We start from the raw sequence: 19,774 nt of genomic DNA on the forward strand, positions 1-19,774 counted from the left end.
GAGTGCGCCCGCGCGCCCGGCCGAGCCGGCCACGCCGGCACCCACGGGCGGCGCGGAGGTGCGCATCCCGTTGACGGGGGTGCGGGCCGCGATCGCCGAGAAGCTGAGCCGGAGCCGTCGGGAGATCCCGGAGGCCACGACGTGGGTCGATGTGGACGCCTCCGGGTTGCTGGCGATGCGCGATCAGCTGCGCGCGAGCGCCCCGGAGTCCGGCATCGGCCTCTTCGCGATCATGGCTCGCATCGTGGTGGCGGGCTTGGCACGGCATCCGGAGCTCAACGCCTCGGTCGATGTGCAGCGATCGGAGATCGTGCGGCACGGCGCGGTGAACCTCTCGTTCGCGGTGCAGTCGCCGCGCGGACTCATGGTGCCGGTGGTCCACGGCGCGCAGGCGATCTCGACGCGTCAGCTGGCCGCGGCGGTGCGGGATCGCACGCAGGCGGCCCTCGAGGGCCGCCTCGCCCCGGCCCAGCTGACCGGTGGGACGTTCACGCTCAACAACTACGGGGTGTTCGGCGTCGACGGCTCGACCCCGATCATCAACCACCCCGAGGCCGCGATGCTCGGCATGGGCCGCATCTTCGAGCGCCCCTGGGTGGTCGAGGGCGCGCTGGCGGTCCGCCCCATCACGCAGCTGTCCCTGACCTTCGATCACCGGGTCTGCGACGGCGGCACCGCCGGCGGCTTCCTGCGCTTCGTCGCCGACTGCGTCGAACGCCCGGGCACGCTGCTGGCGGAGCTGTAGCGCCCCGAACGAGGGACTCCCTGCCACGTCCCTTGACTTCCCGAGGCCTCGTGGGAGATTCGTGACGTGCCAGAACCTGCCCCGCCCGTCCCCTCCGACCACCCCGGCGCCGACGGTGGGCGGGTCGGGTGGATCGATGCCACCTTCGGCATCGCGGGGGACATGCTGCTGGCCGCCTTGCTCGACGCCGGGGCCGACGTGCAGGTCGTCCGGGCCGGGGTGGCGGCCGTGGTGGGCGACGCGGTGCGGATCGAGGCGGTGCCCACGGCGCGGCGCGGACAGCGGGCAACTGCGGTGCAGCTTGCGCCGGCTACGCCGGACGCGCCCCATCGACCGTGGCGGGTGATCCGCGACCTGATCGCGGCGGCGGAGCTACCGCCGCGGGCTCGTGATCGGGCGCTGGCCGTGTTCGGGCGCCTGGCGCAGGCCGAGGGCCGGGTGCACGGCGTCCCGGAGGACGAGGTGGTCTTTCACGAGGTCGGGTCGTGGGACTCGATCGGCGACATCGTCGGGGTCTGCGTCGCCCTCGAGGACCTAGGGGTCGACCGGTTGAGCAGCTCGACCCTGACGTTGGGCGAGGGGACCGTCGCCTCCGCCCACGGGCTGCTGCCCGTCCCGGGTCCCGCCGTCCGGGAGCTGTTGGCGGGCTCCGGGGTGCGGGTCCGGTCTCTGCCGCCGGGCGCCGAGACGGTCGAAGCGGGCGGGCGCGATCCCGTCGGGGAGCTCGCCACTCCCACCGGCGTCGCCCTCCTGGTCACGCTGTGCTCTGTGAGCGAGCAGCGCACCGAGCTCACCGGGCCGCCGACCATCTTCGAGCGAGTCGGAACCGGCGCCGGACAGCGCGACACCCCCGGCTGGGCCAACGTGACGCGCGTGGTTCTCGGGCCCGCGACGCCCGACGATTCGGTCGATGATCACGTCCTCCACCTCCTGCTCTTGGAGACCACCGTCGACGACCTGGACCCGCGGATCTGGCCGAGCGTGCTGCGGGGGTGCCTGGACGCGGGCGGCCTCGACGCGTGGCTGGTCCCGGCGCTCGGCAAGAAGGGACGCCCCGCGCAGGTGTTGAGCGTGCTCCTCGACCCGGCGGACGACTCGGCCGAGCGGGTCCGCGCGCACGTGCTGGCGGCGACCGGGACCTTGGGCTTTCGCGAGTCCACGGTCCGGCGCACCGCGTTGCGACGGGCCGGTGGAGGCCCGGATCCCCGTGAAGGTGGGGGTGCGTGCCGGGCGGATCGTGCACGCGACGCCCGAGTACGAGGACTGCGCGGCGCTCGCCGCCGGGGCCGGGCGCCCCGTGCTGGAGGCCTTGGAGGCGGCGCGAGCCGCCGCTCACGCCGCCGACTTGGTGCCCGGCGCCGCCTGCGACGACGCCGTCTGAGGGTGCGGAATCGATCGGGCGCGGGACGATCGGGCGCTGACGTTCCGAGCTACCAGGGTGCGGCGATCTGGGCCGCGGTGTGCCCGGCCCCGTACCCGTTGTCGATGTTGACGACGGCCACCCCGGGAGCGCAGGCGTTCAGCATGGTCAGCAGCGGCGCCACGCCGCCGAACGCCGCGCCGTAACCCACCGACGTCGGCACCGCCACGATCGGCGCCGCCACCAACCCGGCCACCACGCTCGGCAGGGCACCGTCCATGCCGGCCACGCACACGATCGCCCGCGCCGAGCGCAGCAGCTCAAGACGCCCGAGCAACCGGTGCAGCCCCGCCACGCCGACATCCATCACCAGCTCCGCGGGCCGCCCCAGGTAGCGGGCCGTCAGCAGCGCCTCCCGCGCCACCGGCAGATCGGACGTCCCGGCCGCTGCCACCACCACGAGTCCGCCGGTGGGGTCCGGAGGGTCGGGGGGCCACGCCACCACTCGGGCCGCCTCGTCGTACACGGCCTCGGGCAACTGCTGCCGCACGGCGGCGGCCTGCTCCGAGTCGGCCCGCGTGAACAACATCGTGGCGGCCCGGTCGAGCACAGACGGGTCGAGCACCGGCCGCTCGAGCACCGGCTGGTCGAGCACGAACCGGTCGCGGACCGCGGCGGCGATGGCGGCCACCTGCGCGACGGTCTTGCCTTCGCAGTAGACCGCCTCGGGAAACCCGCGCCGCGCGGCCCGGGCATGGTCCAGGTCGAACTCCGCGGCGTCCCCTCCGAGTTGGGGAGACTCAGCCATGCCCGCTCCGTAATTGGTCCATCGTGAACGCGCCCGACTGGATGCCCACGAGGTCGAGGGCCACGTACCGAAATCCCTGCGCCAGCAACCCGTCCACCAGGGCCCGACGGATCGGCTCGGTCGTCGCCCGGGCCAGCTCGGCCGCGGGCAACTCGACGCGCGCGATGTCGCCGTGATGCCGCACGCGCCCGTCGCTGAAACCCAGGCCCCGCACGAGCTGCTCGGCGCGATCGACCTGCCGCAGCTTCTGCGGCGTGACCAGGCTGAAGTGCGGGATCCGCGAGGCCAGGCACGGGGCCGCCGGCTTGTCGGCGCAGGGCAGGCCCAGCTCCCGGGCGATCGCTCGCACGTCGGCCTTGGTCAGACCTGCATCCGCGAGGGGGCGCAGCACCTGGTGCGCGACCGCCGCCGCCGCACCGGGTCGGTCGGGGCGCCGGGAGTCATCGGCGTTCTCCCCGTAGGCCACCGCATCCAGATTCTCGCTCGCCACGACCTCCGCGGAGATCGTGGCGAACAGCTCGTTCTTGCAGTGGAAGCAGCGATCCGGCCCGTTGGCGGCGTAGGCCGCGACGGCGCCCTCCTGGGTCGCAAGCTCGACGACCCGCACGCCGATGACGGCGGCCACCTTGTGCGCGGCCAGGCGTTCGTCGGCGGCCAGGCTCGGCGAGACGCCGAGCACCGCCACCACCTGCTCCGGCCCGAGGATGCGCGCGGCGAGGGCGACCAGGGTCGAGGAGTCGACACCTCCGGAGAACGCGACCCCGAGGCGGCGGACCCCGCGCAGCTGCGCACCGATCGCCTCCTGCGCCCGCCGCAACACCACGGCGGCGTGCGCTCCCTGGGTCCCGGCGTCGAGAGCGCCCTCGTCAGCGGTCATCCGATGCCGCCCTTCACCCGATAGAGCACCTCGCCGGCGTTGGGGATCACGACCGTGCCTGGCTCGGCGGCCAGCGCCTGCAGGTCCACGCTGGCCGGGTCGAGATAACCCAGGTTGATCGACTCGCAAACCTCGCGCGGGATCTGCGTTGCCAGCGTGACGCGCACGCGCAGCTGCTCCACGCCGGTGGTCGGGTCGTACGTGCCCATGCCGCGCAGGTGCGTGGAGTGCGCGAGCACGCCCCAGTGCACGTGCTTGAACGCGTCCCACTGGTGCACGAAGTAGTCGCGGCAGTGGTAGCCGATCTCGTAGATCTCCGGGTGCGTCTCGCTGACCTCGGTGACGTGCGGCGCGTAGATCACGACCTCGCCGCCGTCGGCCACCGCGGGCTCCAGCTTGTAGAACCCTTTGGCGGCCGTCCAGATGTCGTCGTACCGGGTCGGCATGCACGAGATCACCCGCTGGAACGGGGCGTCGACGTAGGTGACGTGCGTCTGCGCCGCGATCTGCGCCGTGGCCGCCCAGGCGTCCTCCGTGGTGCCCAGGGCGGCGGCCTTCAGCAGCCCGGTGCCGGACTCCACGACGCAGCACAGCGCCAGCCGCTGGGTGGGGATGAGCTCGGCGCCCTCGTTGATCATCGCGCGCACCTCGGTGATGCCCGTGGTGCCGATGAGCTCGGCGCTGGTGATGAGCGCGCCGACCCAGTGCGTCATGTCGATCATGTCCTGCGAGGCGCACCCGGGGATGAAGTACTTGTTGCCCCCGGAGATGCCGACCACCTCGTGCGGGAACACCGGCCCGACGACGATGGCCACGTCGGCCTCCACGACGCGCCGGTTGATGAGCACGTTCGCCTCGCGGCGCAGCCGTCCGCCGGAGAGTTCGGCGATGCGTTCCGCGCCGATCCGCCCCACGCTGACGAGCATGTCCGGGTCGGCCCACTCGTGGTTGACCACGAGCAGACCCGGGTAGGCGTCGCCCAGAGTTGCCGGCTGGGGCCGGCCCTGCGAGTCGACACCCCCGACCCCGAGCATCCGATCGATCTCGTCGGGCTCCATGTAGCTGTGCGTGCCGAGAGCGATCACCGCCGTCAGCGCCCCCACCCGCCCGACGAGATGGCGGTGCATGGCCCCGACCAGCAGCGGCAGCGGGCAGGATCGCGTTCCGTCAGGGATCACGAGGACCACGTCCTTGCCGTCGACATCGACGTCCGCCAGGCTCTCGGCGACGAACGCGTCCAACGCCTCGGCGGGCACGTGCTGGTCGACGCCGCCGATCGTGCGACAGGGAATGCCGGGCGCGGCAGATGCAGACATGAGCACTCCTGGGGTCGGGCCGGTACGTCCGACCGTACGACGCCAGGACGCACCCGACTAGTCGGTGCCGGCCGACAGCACCGGCACCCTTACGAGCGCACGACGGGTTGTTGCAACTCGGTGACCCAACCGGACTGATCCTCCAGCGGGGTGGCGTGCACGTAGATCTCGCGACAGGGGCCGGCGGGGGTCCAGCCGTCGGCCTCGGACCAGCGGATCAGGGCCTGCCAGGAGGCGTCGATGGTCTTCATCTCGCCCAGGTGCACGGCGCACACGGCGTGCTCGACGGCGGGCAGGGAGTGCAGCTCGAAGCCGTCGGCGGGGGCGCCGGCGTAGTCGTAGCCGATGAGCATCTCCAGCCCGTCGTCGGTCATCTCGTAAGTACCGACACCGGTCTGCGGGCATCCACCCGTGGCCTCGATGGCCTCCGCAACCTGCCCGAACAGCGGGGAGACGATGCTCTCGATCTCCTGCTGGGCGCCGGCGATCGCCGGTCGGGCCGCGATGGTTCGCGCGGTCAGGGGCTTGACGACGTACTCGACGTTGGACATCTGATTCTCCTTTTCGATGAGCTGGAGCCGATGCTCGACTCCGGACAGGCGAGCTCGGGCCAGCTCCGCCTCGGTCTCCAACTGGGCGGCGCGCAGCTGCAGCATGCCGCGCAGCTCCTCCGCGTTCACCTCGTCCGCCAGCACGCGCCCGACCTGCTCGAGCGTGAACCCGAGGTCCTTGAGCGCGACCAGCCGGTTCAGCCGGGCCAACTGCTCCGCGCTGTAACTGCGGTAGCCGGTCCATGGGTCGACGTGAGCGGGCGTCAGCAGCCCGATGGCGTCGTAGTGCCGCAGCATGCGCACCGACACCTGCCCGAAGCGGGCGAAGTCTCCGATCGACAACACGAGCCCGTTCTCCTCCCTGACACCGTGTGAGAGTCAACGTCAGAGTCAACCAGCCGAGGGCATCCTGCTGTCCCACAGCAGATTTCGGTGGTCGGTCGCGCCGAAAAGACTCAGGGCGACGGGTGCCGCGTCGAATAGGCGAGGGCGGACGAGATCCACCGCCGCAGTGGGAGATTCGCGCTCCCACACCCTTGAGCACAGCTGAGCACCGAGGAGAATCACATGGCGTCGATGCGCTCCGCCGTGGCGGTCGCCGGCGTCGGCCTACTGGGGGCAGCGCTCGCGTTCGGCCCCACCCTCCTGGAGGTCGCCGGGGTGCCCAGCGGCGCCACCGCCCAGCAGCTGTGGGGGCTGGCCACCGCCACCCAGACAACGTCCGCGCCAGCCGCCACGGCCACCGCAGCCCCCAAGACACCGGCACTCGCGGCACCCAAGGCCGCAGCACCCAAAGCCGCGGCACCCAAGGGGGCAACACCCAAGGGGGCAGCACCCAAGGGGGCAGCACCCAAGGCAGCAGCACCCAAGGCCAAGAAGCCTGCGGTACCCAACCCCTGGCCCACGATGGCGATCCCCGCCGGCGTCCCAGCGCCCGCCCAGCACGCCACGCACGACGGTGGCAAGCCCATCGCGTACCTGACCTTCGACGACGGTCCGGACGCCCAGTGGACCCCCCAGATCCTGTCCGCCCTCGCCGCCCACCGGGCCCGCGCCACCTTCTTCGTCATCGGCGAAGAGGTCGCGCGCAACCCGGGCCTGGTCCGGCAGATCCGGGGCGCCGGGCACACGATCGGCAATCACTCGTACACCCACCCGTGGCTCACCAAGCTCGCGGCCCCGCAGGTGACTGCGGAGTTGGCCCGCACCGACGCCCTCCTTGGCGGCACCACGTGCCTGCGCCCGCCCGGCGGTTTCGTCGACGCCGCCGTCGGCAAGATCATGGCGGCCCGCGGCAGCGTCGTGGAGTTGTGGGACACCGACACCCGCGATTGGGCGCGCCCCGGCGCGAAGGCCATCGCGGCCACCGCCGTGAGCCAGTTGCGGCCGGGTGTCGTGGTCCTCATGCACGACGGCGGCGGCGACCGCTCCCAGACGGTGCAGGCGCTCGGCAAGGTGCTGAGCGACCTGGACTCCCGCGGTTACGTCGTGCGCCCCCTGCCGAGCTGCCGCTGATCCGCTGCGCACGCGGGCACCGCGGCCGCCGCAAGGCTGCGTGTCAGACTGGGCGGACGGGGCGGCAGTACCCGCGCCGACACAGGGGATTGGACACGCCATGACTGTTCAGGGGCCCGCCGCTCCGCAGCCACACCCAGGCGCACCTGGGACCGCAGCCGCAGACTCCCAGGGGGCGTCCACGCTGGATGAGCCGAGCGCCGTCGCGCACCGGCACGCCGAGCAGGCCGTGCCGTACTCGCTCCGGGTCGCCGCGGGCATCGGCTGGCGGCTGATCATCGTCGCCGTCGTCGGCCTCGGGCTACTGCGGATTCTCGGCATGACCAAGACCGTGATGATCCCCGTGGCCGTCGGCGTCCTGCTCACCGCCCTGGCGATGCCGGCCATGGTGTTCCTGAACCACCGGTTGGGGCTGGGCCGGCACCTGTCCGCCGCCATCACCACGCTGGGCAGCCTCGGTCTCGTCGTCGGGGCCCTCACCCTCGCCGGCAACCAACTCGTCACCGGCTTCACCGACCTGTCCGATCAGATCGCCGCCGGCATTCAGCAGATTCAGGAGTGGCTGGCCGAGGGGCCGTTCGCCATCGGCAGCGACCAGATCAACCAGGCCATCACCGCCGGTCAGAACTGGGTACAGGAGAACGCCAGCGGGCTGACCAGCGGCGCGCTGTCCGCCGGGTCGACCGCCACCGAGGTGCTCGTGGGCGCGATCATCGCGCTCATCTGCATGTTTTTCTTCCTCGCCGAGGGCGACTCCATCTGGTCGTTCTTCGTGCGAATGATGCCGCGCCACGTGCAGGCACCGGTGCACGAGGCCTTCCGCCGCGGCTACGTCAGCCTCAGCTCCTACGTCAAGACCCAGGTGCTCGTCGCCTTCGTCGACGCGTTCTTCATCAGCCTCGGCGCCTGGCTGCTCGGGCTGCCGTTGGTCATCCCGCTGTTCCTCATCATCTTCTTCGCCTCCGCGGTCCCGATCGTCGGCGCGGTCGTCTCCGGGGCGCTGGCCGTCGTGCTGGCGCTGGTCGTGCAGGGCCCGCTGATCGCCCTGGCGATGCTCGCCGTGGTCATCGGCGTGCAGCAACTCGAGTCACACCTTCTCCAGCCGGTGCTCATGGGCCGTGCGGTCTCTCTGCATCCGCTGGCCGTGCTGCTCGGGGTGGCCGCCTTCTCGTTCCTCTTCGGCATCGTGGGCGCCCTGTTCGCCGTCCCGTTCCTGGCCGTCACCAACACGGTGATTCTCTATTGGACCGGGCACGACAAGTTCCCCATGCTCGCCCACGGCTACTCCGCGGTCAGCGACTCGCCCAAGAGTCTCGTCGCGCACGACCCCGACGACCCAGAGCCCGGCAGCAAGGGCGCGCGCCGGCAACGCCGCCGGATCGGCGACATCTCCCCCATCACGCTGCGGGAGAAGGCCGTCGTCGAAGACCGCAAGGGTCGGGCGTTGGCCGCCGAGCGGGCGGAGGAGGAAGGCGAGCGGTCCGCGGACGACCCGGAGCAGGGCGCGGACGAGGCGTCGACCAACTCGGGCAGTCACCCCCTGCGCTAGAGCCGCGGATCGAGGTCGCCCGCCGTCTCGACGCAGTCACGATCAGGCGGTCACGATCAGGCGGTCACGATCAGGCGGTCACGACCAGAGCGGCGCGATCCCGTCGCGCAGCAGCGCGCCCACGTCGCCCAGCCGGTGCTGCCGATTGGTCACGACGAACTCACCGTCGATGACGACGTCACGGATGTCGGCGCTGGTGGCGGCCATGACGATCTGTTCGGGCATCGCCCCGGCGGTCCGCGGGCTGTCGAGGTCGACGACCACGACGTCGGCTCGGGCCCCCGCCCGCAGCTGGCCGCAGTCCTCCCAACCCAACGAGTCGTGCGCGGTCAGCGCGGACTCCAAAGCCCGCAGCCCGAGCCGGCCGCGTTCGCCGCTGACCAGCCGCTCGTGCATCTCCAGGGCGCGAGCCTCCTCGAACATGTCGATGACGGCGTGCTGGTCGGTGCCCAGCGACAACCGGGCACCGGCGTCGTGCAGCAGCCGGGCGGGGCCGATGCCGGCGGCGACGTCCCGCTCGGTCGTCGGGCAGAAGGCGATGGTGGCCCGGGCGCGCCCCAACACCGCGACATCCTTCTCGGTCAGGTGCGTCGCGTGCACGGCCGTGAACTGCGGCCCGACCAGGCCCGCGTCGTGCAGCAACTCGGTGGCCGTGCAGCCGTAGTACGCCACGCACGCCTCGTTCTCCTCCGGTTGCTCGGAGACGTGCGCATGCACGGGCAACTGCCGGCCGCGAGCGCGGGCGTGGGGGCTGTTGACGGCCAGGTCGCGCACGAACGTCAGCCAGGAGCGGGGCACGGCGCGCACGGAATGCACCGCCAGGCCGACCCGCACGTGATCGCGCTCGCGGTGCCGGGCGGTGCGTCGTGACCAGTCGTCGGCCACCTGATCGCTGAACCGCATCTGCAGCCGATCCAGCCGGGTGTGCCCCTGCGCGGTCAGCCCGCCGGAGAGGTAGAGGGTGTCCAGCAGCGTGATCCGAAGGCCGGCGTCCTCCGCGGCACGGGTCAGCGCGTTGCTCATCGCGTTGGGATAGGAGTACGGCCGGCCGTCGGGGCCGTGATGCAGGTAGTGGAACTCGCCGACGGTGGTGATGCCGGCCAGCACCATCTCGGCGTAGACCGCCCGGGCCAGCGCGTAATACGCCTCCGGGTCCAGGCGCCCCGCCAGGTCGAACATCGACTCCCGCCACGTCCAGAAGGTGCCGGTGCCGGAGTGGGTGCGGCCCCGCAGCGCGCGGTGAAAGGCGTGCGAGTGGCTGTTGGCGAACCCGGGCATCGCGATGCCGGACAGCACCTGGTCGGCGCCCGCCGCGTCGCTGCCCGGCCGCACCCGCGCGAACCGGCCGCCGCTGACCTCGAAGGTCACGTCCTTGGCCAGGCCCGTGGGCAGTAGCGCATAGGGCGCGAACCAGCGCTGGCTCGGGACCGGCTCATCGATCTGTGCCTCTGGGGGCGGCTGACTCATCGGGGCTCCTGTTCTCGGCACTCTTCTGGTCGGCGCTGGCGGCGCTGGGCTGAGCGAACGAGGCAGAGCCGACACGCAATTCGCTGGCTCGACGCGCGCGGCACGCGTTCGGTTCGGTGCCGGGCGCGGGTGGGCGAGGTCAGCAGCGGGTGCGGCGGTGGTGACGGTCGGGAGATAGCCTCGGCGGTGCCGACGGTGAACGAGGCAGGGAGAGCGCCGATGCAGGTTGTGACGACCCGGGCAGAGCTGGCGACCGCGCGGGCGCGCCTGCGCCAAGTGGGCCTGGTGCCGACGATGGGCTACCTGCACGAGGGGCACCTGAGTCTCGTGCGCGCCGCGCGCGCGCAGAACGAGGCGGTGGTCGTGTCGATCTTCGTCAATCCCACCCAGTTCGGTGCGGGCGAGGACTTCGAGACCTACCCCCGCGATACCGAGCGTGACCTGCAGCTGCTCGCCGACGCCGGGGTCGACCTCGTGTGGATGCCGCAGGTGCACGACGTCTACCCGCCGGGAGCATCGACGAGCGTCTTGGTCTCGGGACTGACCGACGTGCTGGAGGGCGCCCATCGTCCCGGTCACTTCACCGGCGTCGCGACGGTGGTGGCGATCCTGCTCAACGCGACCCGCGCCGACCGGGCGTACTTCGGGCAGAAGGACGCCCAGCAAGTTCTCGTCGTGCGCCGCATGGTCGACGACCTGGCGATCCCCACCACGATCGTCACGGTCCCCACCCACCGCGAGGGCGACGGGCTGGCCATGAGCAGCCGCAACGTCTACCTCGACGAGCAGCAACGCCCCCACGCCACGGTGCTCGTGCAGGCCCTCACCGCCGCCTCGCGGGCGTGGTCCGGCGGAGAGCGCGACGCCGACCGCCTGCGTGCCGCGATGACCCACGTACTGGCGGCCGAACCTCTCGCGCAACCCGACTACGTCAGCGTCGCCGACCCGCAAACCCTCGCCGAACTCTCGACCATCGACCCGGCCCGAGGCGCCCTCTGCTCACTGGCCGTCCGCTTCGGCCGCACCCGCCTCATCGACAACGTCGTGCTTTCGGCGGCGGACCAGTCGGCCGTGGACTCACCGGCGGAACAACCGGACGGAAAAGCGCGTCATACGTGACAAGACTGTTACCACTGGCCCCCCACTGAGGTGAAGCTGCCATGACCGACCCCGACCGCGACCGCTACTCGGCGCCCATACCCCCTGTCGAGGGCCAGGTCCGCGACGAGACCCGCGCCGACCGCGAGGGGCAGCCGCGCTACATCAAGTCCGAGCCGATGCCCCCGCGCAACCCGTTCGAGCAGATGATGGGCGGGCGTCAGGCACCCGGAGGGCAGCCGGGCATGCCGCCGGGCCTCTTCGCGATGCAGACGGGCCAGCCGGTCTCGCTCGGGCGCAAGTCGCTGCTGCTGGCCACCGTGCTCGCGGGGGTGCTGGGGCCGCTGGGCATGCTGTACTCCACATTCCTCGGCGCGTTCGTCATGACCGGCGTATGGTTCTGGACGTTGTTCCTGGCGCAGCCGGCCGTCCCCTTCGTCTGGATCTGGGGCATGGTGTGGGCGCTGTGGGCGGCACACCGCAAGAACGAGCGCCGGCGCATGGTGGAGGCCCACCTCGCGCAGTGGTGACCCGGCCCTGAGACCGACCCCGGCCGGCACGCACCGCTCTCGCCGCTGATCGGCGCTCGACGGCCAACACCCCTGGGAGGCCCCGAGTGCGACTCACCGTCCATGCCCTCGCGCAGCGCTACCGCCGCGGCGAGCCGCTGACGATGGTCACCGCCTACGACTACACGAGCGCCCGGATCATCGAGGGCACCGACATCCCCCTGATCCTCGTCGGCGACTCGCTCGGCATGGTCATGCAGGGCCTGGATTCGACGCTGCCGGTCACGCTGGAGGACATCACCTACCACTGCCGGGCCGTCGTGCGCGGCGCCAGCACCGCTCTCGTGGTCGCGGACCTGCCCTTTCTCACGTACAGCACGCCCGACGAGGCGCTGCGCAACTCCGGGCACCTCATGGCCCAGGGCGGTTGCGGCAGCGTGAAATTGGAGGGCGGGGCCGCGTTCGCGCCGACCGTCGAGCGGATCGTGCGCGCCGGCATCCCCGTCATGGGTCACCTGGGCTTCACCCCTCAGTCCGTGCATCAGATCGGCATGCGTGTGCAGGGCAAGAGCGTCGCCGCCGGGGTCGAGCTGGTGCGCGACGCGCAGGCGTTGGAGGCCGCCGGGGCGTGGGCGGTCGTGCTGGAGCTTGTGCCCGCGCCCCTGGCCGAACTCGTCACCGAGCGCATCGGCATCCCGACGATCGGCATCGGTGCCGGCGCGGGCTGCGACGGGCAGGTGCAGGTGTGGCACGACGTGCTCGGCCTCTTCGACGACTTCGTGCCGCGGCACACGCAGCGGTACGCCCGGCTCGGTGAGGTCGCCCGCGAGGCGCTCATCAGTTACGACGCCGACGTGCGCAATCGCGCGTTTCCCACCGCCGCCAACTCCTCCACGGTCGACGACGCGACGATCGATCAGATCGTCGAGCGCCTCGACGGGTAACCGGCCGATGAGCGCGTCGGTCGGGGTCCTGGTGCTGTGCGGCGGGACGTCCGCGCGCCTGGGCGGCGCCGACAAGACCGCGCGCCGCCTCGGTCGGGGGACGGTGCTCGATCACCTGCTGGCCGACCTCCCCGCCGACTGGCCGGTCGTGTGTGTCGGCGAGCCGCGACCGGTCGCGGAGTCGGTCGCCTGGCGGGTGACGTGGACGCGCGAGCAGCCGGCGCTCGGCGGGCCCGTCGCCGGTATCGCCGCCGGCCTCGGCGCGTTGGCCGACCAGCGCCCGGAGGCCGCGTTCGAGGTCGTCGTGGTGCTGGCCGGTGATCAGCCGTTCGCCGGGGAGGTGGTCGGCGACCTCGTCGACGCCCTCGCCGCGCAGGGCACGGAGGTCGACGCGGTGTGCGCGACCGGAGGCGATCGCCCCCAACTACTCCTGGCCGCCTACCGCGCCGCCGGCCTGGCCCGAGCGCTGAGGGACGCCGATCCGCGCCGCGGCGTCTACCGCACCTTGGCGGGCCTGCGGATCGCGACCCTGGCAGTCCCCGAGATCACGGCCCTGGACATCGACACCCCCGCCGATCTGGCGCGCGCCCGCGCCCGGGCGCCCGAGCTGGACTAGGTTCGTGCCCATGCAGGCCGTGACGATTCCCGAACCCGGCGAGGCCGACGCCCTGGTGCTCGCCGACGTCCCCGACCCGACGCCCGGCCCCGGCGAGGTGCTCATCGACGTCGTCGCCGCGGGCCTGAACCGCGCCGACATCATGCAGCGCCGCGGCTTCTACCCGCCGCCCAAGGGCGCCAGCGAGTACCCCGGCCTGGAGGTCAGCGGCCGCGTCGCCGCGCTCGGGGAACGGGTGGGTGCCGACTCGGGCCTGAGCGTGGGCGACGAGGTGTGCGCGCTGCTGTCCGGTGGCGGGTACGCGCAGAAAGTCGCCGTGCCGGCGGGGCAGGTGCTGCCGGTCCCGGCCGGGGTGGGGCTCGTCGAGGCGGCCGGCCTCATGGAGGTCGCCGCCACGGTGTGGAGCAACGTGTTCATGACCGCCAACCTGCAGCCCGGGCAGACGCTGCTCGTGCACGGGGGATCCAGCGGCATCGGCACGATGGCCATCCAGTTGGCAAGTGCGCTGGGCGCGCGGGTCGCGGTCACCGCCGGTTCGCAGACCAAGTTGGAGGCGTGCCGTGCCCTCGGCGCCGACATCCTCATCGACTACAAGGAGCAGGACTTCGTCGAGCAGCTGCGGGAGGAGACCGACGGGCACGGGGCCGACGTCATTCTCGACGTCGTCGGCGCCAAGTACCTGGACCGCAACGTCGACGCCCTCGCCGTCAACGGCCGGCTCGTCGTCATCGGGCTGCAGGGCGGCCGCAAGGGCGAGCTCGACCTCGGGGTGCTGCTCAGTAAGCGAGCGGCGGTCATCGCGACGTCGCTGCGCGCCCGCCCGTCCGCCGAGAAAGCCACGATCGTCGCCGCCGTCCGCGACCACGTCTGGCCGCTCATCGAACACGGCACCGTCCGCCCGATCATCCAGGAGGTGCTGCCGATGGACCGCGCTCCCGACGCCCACCGCATCCTGGAAGCCAGCAACCACATCGGCAAAGTCATCCTGACGACCTGAGGCACCCGCCGACCCCCGCCGACCCCGCCGACCCCGGCCAAACCCCCCTCGACCGTTGCGCTCCCTGCCGAGGGTTGCGGTCCCAACAGCAGCCGTCGGCAGGGAGGGCAACCGTCGAGGGGCTAAGGCGAAGCGAGGAGCCGACCGCGCGCGGGCGAAGGCTTGCTCACCGCTTCTTTAGGCTGGTCGGATGGGGCGTCTTCGTGAGCGGCTACTGTCCCTCGGCCACCACACCGAAACCGTCTCGATCCCCATGTCCTCGTGCCCCTGGGAGTGCCCATGTCAGCGTCGCCGGATCCGCAGCGCCCGCCGGGACTGCTGCAGTTCTCCCCCTCCGAAGGCCGCACAGTCGGAGTGGAGTGGGAGATCGGACTCGTCGACCCCGCCTCCTTGGACCTCGTGCCCAAGGCGCAGGAGCTGCTGGCCCTCGTGCAGGAGCGGGACGACAGCCACTGGCACTCCGGCGCGAGCCGATCGATGGTCACCAAGGAGCTGCTGACCAACACGGTCGAGATCGTCACCGGCATCTGCGCCAACGCGCCCGAGGCCGCCGAGGACTTGGCGGACGGGTTGGCGCGGGTGCGGGCGGCCGCCGACCAGGTGGGCGTCGACCTGTTCGGCGGAGGGTCGCATCCGTTCGCGCGCTGGGAGGACCAGCACGTCACCGACGGTGACCGGTACGAGACGCTCATCGACCGCACCCAGTGGTGGGGCCGCCAGATGCTGATCTTCGGCGTCCACGTGCACGTCGGCATCCGGTCGGCCGCCAAGGTGTGGCCGCTCATCAACGCGCTGCTGACCTACCACCCGCACCTGACCGCGCTCACCGCGTCGTCGCCGTACTGGACCGGGGCGGACACCGGCTACGCCAGCAACCGCACGATGCTCTTTCAGCAGCTGCCGACCGCCGGGCTGCCGTTCCGGTTCGAGACGTGGGCCGCCTACCGCGGCTACCTGCGCGACGTCTTCACGACCGGCGTCGTCGAGGAGGCCAGCGAACTGCGCTGGGACATCCGCCCCTCCCTGCAGCTGGGCACGATCGAGGTCCGCTGCAGCGACGGACTGACCAGTCTCGACGAGATGGCGGCCCTCACCGCGTTCATCCACTGCCTGACCCTGTACCTGGAGGCCCAGCTCGACGACGGCTCCCTGCCGCGCCCACTGCCGCCGTGGCACGTGCAGGAGAACAAGTGGCGGGCCGCCCGCTACGGCCTGGAGGCGATCGTCATCGTCGACGCCCAGAGCCGCGAGGTGCTGGTCACCGACCACCTCAGCGAACTGCTGGAACGGCTCACCCCAACCGCCCGAAGACTCGGGTGCGAGCGCGAGCTGGCGGGCATCGAACGGATCGTCGCCCGCGGCGCCGGCTACCAACGGATGCGCGCCGCCGTGGCCGCGGGCAACGGCGACATCCGCGAAGCCGCCCGCGCCATGCTCATCCGCTAGTCCTCGCCGCGCGGCGACGGCCTGCCCGCCCCGGCCTCCGCCTCTCCCTCTCGCCATGCCGACGGTCGCGCTCCCTGCCGACCGTTGCGGTCGCAACAGCAACCGTCGGCAGGGGCCGCCACCGTCGGCGAAAGAGGGCGGGGGCCGCCACCCCCGGCGGGAACAGGGCAGGCGCCGCCACCGTCGGCGGACGAAGGCGGGCCGCCCCCTCGACGGTCGCGCTCCCTGCCGACCGTTGCGGTCGCAACAGCAACCCTCGGCAGGGAGGGCAACCGTCGACGGAACTGGGCGGGCCGCCACCGCAGGACCCGGGGCCGCGGGCGCGCCGACGGCCCGGTCGCACGGGGCGGCCGGGCCGTCGGGGCCTGTCAGCGGGTACTGGGGTCAGCGGGTACTGGGGTCAGCGGGTGCTGGGGTCAGCGGGTGCTGGGTCAGCGGGTGTCGGAGCCGGAGGCGTCCTCGACCGCTGCGCGACCGGCCTCCAGGCGCGCCACGGGAACCCGGAATGGCGAGCAGGAGACGTAGTCGAGGCCGACCTTGTCGAAGAAGTGCACCGACGCGGGGTCGCCGCCGTGCTCACCACAGACACCGAGGTGCAGCTCGGGCCGGGCTTTGCGGCCCTCCTCCGCGGCGATCTTGACGAGCCGGCCGACGCCGTCGACGTCGAGCGACTCGAACGGGCTGACCTTGAAGATGCCCCGCTCGAGGTAGTTGCTGAAGAACTCGGCCTCTACGTCGTCGCGGCTGAAGCCCCAGGTGGTCTGGGTCAGGTCGTTGGTACCGAAGCTGAAGAACTCGGCCGACTCCGCGATCTCGCCGGCGGTCAGGGCCGCGCGAGGCAGTTCGATCATTGTGCCGACGGGGATCTGCGTGAGGTCGACGCCGGTCTCTTCGGAGACCTCGCGCTCGACCCGGCGGATCGCATCCTTCATGATCTGCAGCTCGTGGTAGTCGCCGACCAGCGGCACCATGATCTCGGGGCGGGGGTCGCCGCCGGCCTTGATCCGCTCGGCCGCGGCCTCGCAGATGGCCCGCGCCTGCATGGTGAACAGGCCCTTGATCGACAGGCCGAGGCGCACGCCGCGCAGACCCAGCATCGGGTTCTGCTCGTGCAGGCGCTCGACGGCTGCCAGCAGCGTCTTGTCCTCTTCGCTCGCTCCGCCGCCGACCTTCTCGGCGACCGCGACGCGGGCGGTGATCTCGGTGATGTCGGGCAGGAACTCGTGCAGCGGCGGGTCGAGCAGACGCACCGTCACCGGCAGCCCGTCCATGGCCTCGAAGATCTCGATGAAGTCGCCGCGCTGCAGCGGCAGCAGCGCCTCGAGAGCGGCGGTGCGCCCGTCGGGGGTGTCGGCCAGGATGAGCCGTTCGACGAGGCTGCGCCGGGTGCCCAGGAACATGTGCTCGGTGCGGCACAGGCCCACGCCACTCGCGCCGAACCGGCGGGCCCGCGCTGAGTCCTCGGCGTTGTCGGCGTTGGCGCGCACCCCGAGGCGGCGGAACTTGTCGGCCGCTGCCATGATCCGCGCGACGGAACGCACGAGGTCGTCGGCCGCGACCTCCTCCTCGCTGAGCGTGCCCTCGAAGTACTGCACGACGGGCGGCGCGACGACCGGCACCTCACCCTCGAACACCTCTCCGGTCGTGCCGTCGATCGAGACGATGTCGCCGGCCCGCATCATGCGCCCGTCGGGCAGCTTCATCGTGCGGTTCTTGACGTCGATGTCGAGCTCTTCGGCGCCGCAGACGCAGGTCTTGCCCATGCCGCGGGCCACAACCGCCGCATGGGAGGTCTTGCCGCCGCGGCTGGTGAGGATGCCTTGGGCGGCGATCATGCCGCCGAGATCGTCGGGGTTGGTCTCGCGGCGCACGAGGATCACCTTGTGCCCGTTGACCGACAGGTCGACGGCCTCGTGGGAGTCGAAGACCATCCGGCCGGTGGCCGCGCCCGGGGAGGCGTTCATGCCCTTGGCGATCTTGGTCTTGGGGGCGGTGGGGTCGAACCGGGGGAACATCAGTTGGGCGAGCATGTCGCCGTCGACGCGGCGCAGCGCCTCGGCCTCGTCGATGATGCCCTCGTCGATGAGCTGGCAGGCGATGACGAACGCGGCGGCCGCGGTGCGCTTACCGACGCGGGTCTGCAGCATCCACAGCTTGCCCTCTTGCACCGTGAACTCGATATCACACAAGTCTTTGTAGTGCGTTTCCAGCGTCGACATGATGCTCATGAGCTCGTCGTACGCGGCCTTGTCGATCGTCTCCAGGTCGAGCAACGGGATGGTGTTGCGGATGCCGGCGACGACGTCCTCGCCCTGGGCGTTCTCCAGGTAGTCGCCGTAGACGCCCTGCGCGCCGCTGGCGGGGTCGCGGGTGAACGCCACGCCGGTGCCCGACTTGGAACCCAGGTTGCCGAAGACCATCGTGCAGACGTTGACGGCGGTGCCCAACTCGGCGGGGATGTTCTCGCGCTTGCGGTACAGGATCGCGCGCTCGCTGTTCCAGGAGTTGAAGACGGCGCGCACGGCGGCCAGCAGCTGCTCGCGCGGGTCCTGCGGGAAGTCGCGGCCGGTCTGCTCGGCGATGATGCCCTTGAAGCGGGCGACGATGGCCTTGAAGTCGTTGACATCGAGGTCGGTGTCGCTGGCCACGCCGCGGCTCAGCTTGGCCTCGTCGAGGACGTCCTCGAACAGGTCACCGTCGAGGTCGAGCACCGTCTTGCCGAACATCTGCAGCAGGCGGCGGTAGGAGTCGTAGGCGAACCGCGGGTTGTCGCTCTGAGCGGCCAGCCCCTCGACGGAGGCGTCGTTGAGGCCGATGTTGAGCACCGTCTCCATCATGCCGGGCATGGAGAACTTGGCCCCGGAGCGCACCGACAGCAACAGCGGGTCCTGCGCGTCGCCGAGCTTCTTGCCGGCGGCCTGCTCAAGGGACGTGACGTGCTCGTCGATCTCGGCGGCCAGGCTCGCGGGCTCGGAGCCGGTGGTGAGGTACTCGCGACACGCCTCCGTCGTGATCGTGAAGGTCGGCGGCACGGGGATGCCCATGTTGTGCATCTCCGCAAGGTTCGCGCCCTTACCTCCCAACAGGTCCTTGAGATCCTTGTTGCCCTGCGAGAGGTCGTAGACGTAGGCGGACATGAGAGTCCTTTCAAAGGAAGCGTCCTCGTTGACGCGCACAGCGTAGGTTCGCCGCCGCGCGCCTCGCCGGGGCCATTGGTCCCGGCGTCCGAGCGATGAACCGATTCTGTCCGTGACCCGCCGCACCGGTACGCCGAACGGTCACTTTCGGCATACCGGCGGGCCGATCAGGTCAGGCCGTGGCGGGCCAGCGGCCCGATCAGCTCGCGCTCCTCGTAGGCCAGGTGCGAGCGCAGCGTGTCCGTCAGCAGGTCGACCTGCGCTTCCAGCTCGTCCAGCGCGCGGGTGCCTCCGCCGTCCGTCGCGACCAGGGCGACCAGGGCTCGATCGAGGGCGTCGATGACCTCGGCGATCACCTCGTGCTCGGCCTCCAGTCGGTCCAGCACCGGACCCACCGCGGGCTCGGAGCGTCGCAGGTGCGGGAAGACCCCGCGGTCCTCCAACGTGTGATGCCCGGTGACGATCCGGCAGTAGCTCTCGCAGAAGGCGCCGAGGGTCCAGTTGTTCTGCCGCATGGCCATCGTGTTGATGATCGAGCGGGCCGCGCCGATGCTCAGCGCGCCGGCGCGAACCTGCCGGACGACGTCGCGCACCCGCTCGAGCTCTGCCCGCAGGCCGTCGTGGATCTCGATGAGGTGGCGCGGGTGGGACAGTTGCGCCGCGGTGTATCCGGTGGGCGGCCCCTCGCCCAGCGTCGGCCTGCTGCCCTCGTTCCAGGCCAACGGGCCGGTCAACCGGATGCCGTCGTCCGGGGTGGCGACGAGCGTCGGCCCCCCGTCGGCGCGCGCCCCGGAGGCCGAGGCCGCCGGGGTAGACCCCGACACCTGACGCGGGTCGGC

General features: G+C 71.7%; 16 protein-coding genes and 1 pseudogene. 10 read left to right on the forward strand and 7 right to left on the reverse strand.

Going from position 1 to position 19,774, the window contains the following annotated elements; translation table 11 throughout:
- Positions 1-745: dihydrolipoamide acetyltransferase family protein (locus tag KILIM_RS16370; protein WP_006593841.1), on the forward strand; the 745-nt coding region annotated here is incomplete at its 5' end.
- Between the two features lie 162 nt (positions 746-907).
- A pseudogene (larC, locus tag KILIM_RS25095) lies at positions 908-1,873 on the forward strand (nickel pincer cofactor biosynthesis protein LarC); the annotation flags it as partial.
- Positions 1,874-2,175: 302 nt separating this feature from the next.
- On the opposite strand, the gene larB reads toward larC, so the two are convergent.
- The 4 genes from larB to KILIM_RS16395 form a co-directional block, all read right to left on the reverse strand.
- Positions 2,176-2,913 carry a nickel pincer cofactor biosynthesis protein LarB gene (gene larB / locus KILIM_RS16380; RefSeq protein WP_006593843.1) on the reverse strand — a complete coding sequence of 246 codons (738 nt, stop codon included), beginning with the start codon at positions 2,911-2,913 and terminating at the stop codon, positions 2,176-2,178.
- Positions 2,906-3,790, reverse strand: coding sequence for an ATP-dependent sacrificial sulfur transferase LarE (larE, locus tag KILIM_RS16385; RefSeq protein ID WP_006593844.1), 885 nt, complete (start codon positions 3,788-3,790; stop codon positions 2,906-2,908). Before larE ends, larB begins: the two co-directional genes overlap by 8 nt.
- Entirely contained in the window at positions 3,787-5,106 is a 1,320-nt protein-coding gene (locus tag KILIM_RS16390) for a lactate racemase domain-containing protein (RefSeq protein ID WP_006593845.1), read from the reverse strand. The genes larE and KILIM_RS16390 overlap by 4 nt, the downstream gene beginning before the upstream one ends.
- An 89-nt stretch (positions 5,107-5,195) precedes the next feature.
- Positions 5,196-6,002 carry a MerR family transcriptional regulator gene (locus KILIM_RS16395; protein WP_006593846.1) on the reverse strand — a complete coding sequence of 269 codons (807 nt, stop codon included), beginning with the start codon at positions 6,000-6,002 and terminating at the stop codon, positions 5,196-5,198.
- A gap of 222 nt (positions 6,003-6,224) precedes the next feature.
- Here KILIM_RS16395 and KILIM_RS25100 point away from each other — a divergent pair, with 222 nt between their 5' ends.
- Both KILIM_RS25100 and KILIM_RS16405 read left to right on the forward strand, forming a co-directional pair.
- Positions 6,225-7,172 carry a polysaccharide deacetylase family protein gene (locus tag KILIM_RS25100; RefSeq protein WP_006593847.1) on the forward strand — a complete coding sequence of 316 codons (948 nt, stop codon included), beginning with the start codon at positions 6,225-6,227 and terminating at the stop codon, positions 7,170-7,172.
- 100 nt (positions 7,173-7,272) lie between these two features.
- The gene (locus KILIM_RS16405; RefSeq protein ID WP_169330772.1) at positions 7,273-8,721 is read left to right on the forward strand and encodes an AI-2E family transporter; all 1,449 of its coding nucleotides are present in this window, start codon (positions 7,273-7,275) and stop codon (positions 8,719-8,721) included.
- Between the two features lie 78 nt (positions 8,722-8,799).
- Here KILIM_RS16405 and KILIM_RS16410 read toward each other — a convergent pair whose 3' ends face one another.
- Positions 8,800-10,188: a formimidoylglutamate deiminase gene (locus tag KILIM_RS16410; protein WP_006593849.1), complete on the reverse strand. Its 1,389-nt coding sequence runs from the start codon at positions 10,186-10,188 to the stop codon at positions 8,800-8,802.
- A 219-nt stretch (positions 10,189-10,407) separates the two neighbouring features.
- Here KILIM_RS16410 and panC point away from each other — a divergent pair, with 219 nt between their 5' ends.
- The 6 genes from panC (at position 10,408) to KILIM_RS16440 (ending at position 15,798) form a co-directional block, all read left to right on the forward strand.
- On the forward strand, positions 10,408-11,307 hold the full coding sequence (gene panC / locus KILIM_RS16415; protein WP_006593850.1) for a pantoate--beta-alanine ligase: 900 nt from the start codon (positions 10,408-10,410) through the stop codon (positions 11,305-11,307).
- Between the two features lie 41 nt (positions 11,308-11,348).
- A complete protein-coding gene (locus tag KILIM_RS25105; protein WP_006593851.1) occupies positions 11,349-11,816 on the forward strand; it encodes a hypothetical protein in 468 nt (155 codons plus the stop codon).
- 86 nt (positions 11,817-11,902) lie between these two features.
- Positions 11,903-12,739, forward strand: a complete 837-nt coding sequence (gene panB, locus KILIM_RS16425) for a 3-methyl-2-oxobutanoate hydroxymethyltransferase (RefSeq protein WP_006593852.1) — start codon at positions 11,903-11,905, stop codon at positions 12,737-12,739.
- Positions 12,740-12,746: 7 nt separating this feature from the next.
- The gene (mobA, locus tag KILIM_RS16430; protein ID WP_006593853.1) at positions 12,747-13,355 is read left to right on the forward strand and encodes a molybdenum cofactor guanylyltransferase; all 609 of its coding nucleotides are present in this window, start codon (positions 12,747-12,749) and stop codon (positions 13,353-13,355) included.
- Between the two features lie 10 nt (positions 13,356-13,365).
- Positions 13,366-14,352, forward strand: a complete 987-nt coding sequence (locus KILIM_RS16435) for an NAD(P)H-quinone oxidoreductase (protein WP_006593854.1) — start codon at positions 13,366-13,368, stop codon at positions 14,350-14,352.
- Positions 14,353-14,631: 279 nt separating this feature from the next.
- Positions 14,632-15,798: a glutamate--cysteine ligase gene (locus tag KILIM_RS16440; protein WP_006593855.1), complete on the forward strand. Its 1,167-nt coding sequence runs from the start codon at positions 14,632-14,634 to the stop codon at positions 15,796-15,798.
- Between the two features lie 431 nt (positions 15,799-16,229).
- Here the strand turns inward: KILIM_RS16440 and ppdK are convergent, their stop codons facing one another.
- Together ppdK and KILIM_RS16450 are read right to left on the reverse strand one after the other, a co-directional pair.
- On the reverse strand, positions 16,230-18,935 hold the full coding sequence (ppdK, locus tag KILIM_RS16445; RefSeq protein ID WP_006593856.1) for a pyruvate, phosphate dikinase: 2,706 nt from the start codon (positions 18,933-18,935) through the stop codon (positions 16,230-16,232).
- A 167-nt stretch (positions 18,936-19,102) separates the two neighbouring features.
- On the reverse strand, positions 19,103-19,774 hold a 672-nt coding region (locus KILIM_RS16450), incomplete at its 5' end, for a hemerythrin domain-containing protein (RefSeq protein WP_006593857.1).

The organism is Kineosphaera limosa NBRC 100340, from assembly GCF_000298215.1.
GTDB classification, from domain to species: domain Bacteria; phylum Actinomycetota; class Actinomycetes; order Actinomycetales; family Dermatophilaceae; genus Kineosphaera; species Kineosphaera limosa.

Excerpts from the sequence above, each read along its gene's own strand:
- larB (WP_006593843.1), bottom strand. The coding sequence starts at position 2,913 with ATGGCTGAGTCTCCCCAACTCGGAGGGGACGCCGCGGAGTTCGACCTG.
- larE (WP_006593844.1), bottom strand. The coding sequence starts at position 3,790 with ATGACCGCTGACGAGGGCGCTCTCGACGCCGGGACCCAGGGAGCGCAC.
- KILIM_RS16390 (WP_006593845.1), bottom strand. The coding sequence starts at position 5,106 with ATGTCTGCATCTGCCGCGCCCGGCATTCCCTGTCGCACGATCGGCGGC.
- KILIM_RS25100 (WP_006593847.1), top strand. The coding sequence starts at position 6,225 with ATGGCGTCGATGCGCTCCGCCGTGGCGGTCGCCGGCGTCGGCCTACTG.
- KILIM_RS16405 (WP_169330772.1), top strand. The coding sequence starts at position 7,273 with ATGACTGTTCAGGGGCCCGCCGCTCCGCAGCCACACCCAGGCGCACCT.
- KILIM_RS16410 (WP_006593849.1), bottom strand. The coding sequence starts at position 10,188 with ATGAGTCAGCCGCCCCCAGAGGCACAGATCGATGAGCCGGTCCCGAGC.
- panC (WP_006593850.1), top strand. The coding sequence starts at position 10,408 with ATGCAGGTTGTGACGACCCGGGCAGAGCTGGCGACCGCGCGGGCGCGC.
- KILIM_RS25105 (WP_006593851.1), top strand. The coding sequence starts at position 11,349 with ATGACCGACCCCGACCGCGACCGCTACTCGGCGCCCATACCCCCTGTC.
- mobA (WP_006593853.1), top strand. The coding sequence starts at position 12,747 with ATGAGCGCGTCGGTCGGGGTCCTGGTGCTGTGCGGCGGGACGTCCGCG.
- KILIM_RS16435 (WP_006593854.1), top strand. The coding sequence starts at position 13,366 with ATGCAGGCCGTGACGATTCCCGAACCCGGCGAGGCCGACGCCCTGGTG.
- KILIM_RS16440 (WP_006593855.1), top strand. The coding sequence starts at position 14,632 with ATGTCAGCGTCGCCGGATCCGCAGCGCCCGCCGGGACTGCTGCAGTTC.
- ppdK (WP_006593856.1), bottom strand. The coding sequence starts at position 18,935 with ATGTCCGCCTACGTCTACGACCTCTCGCAGGGCAACAAGGATCTCAAG.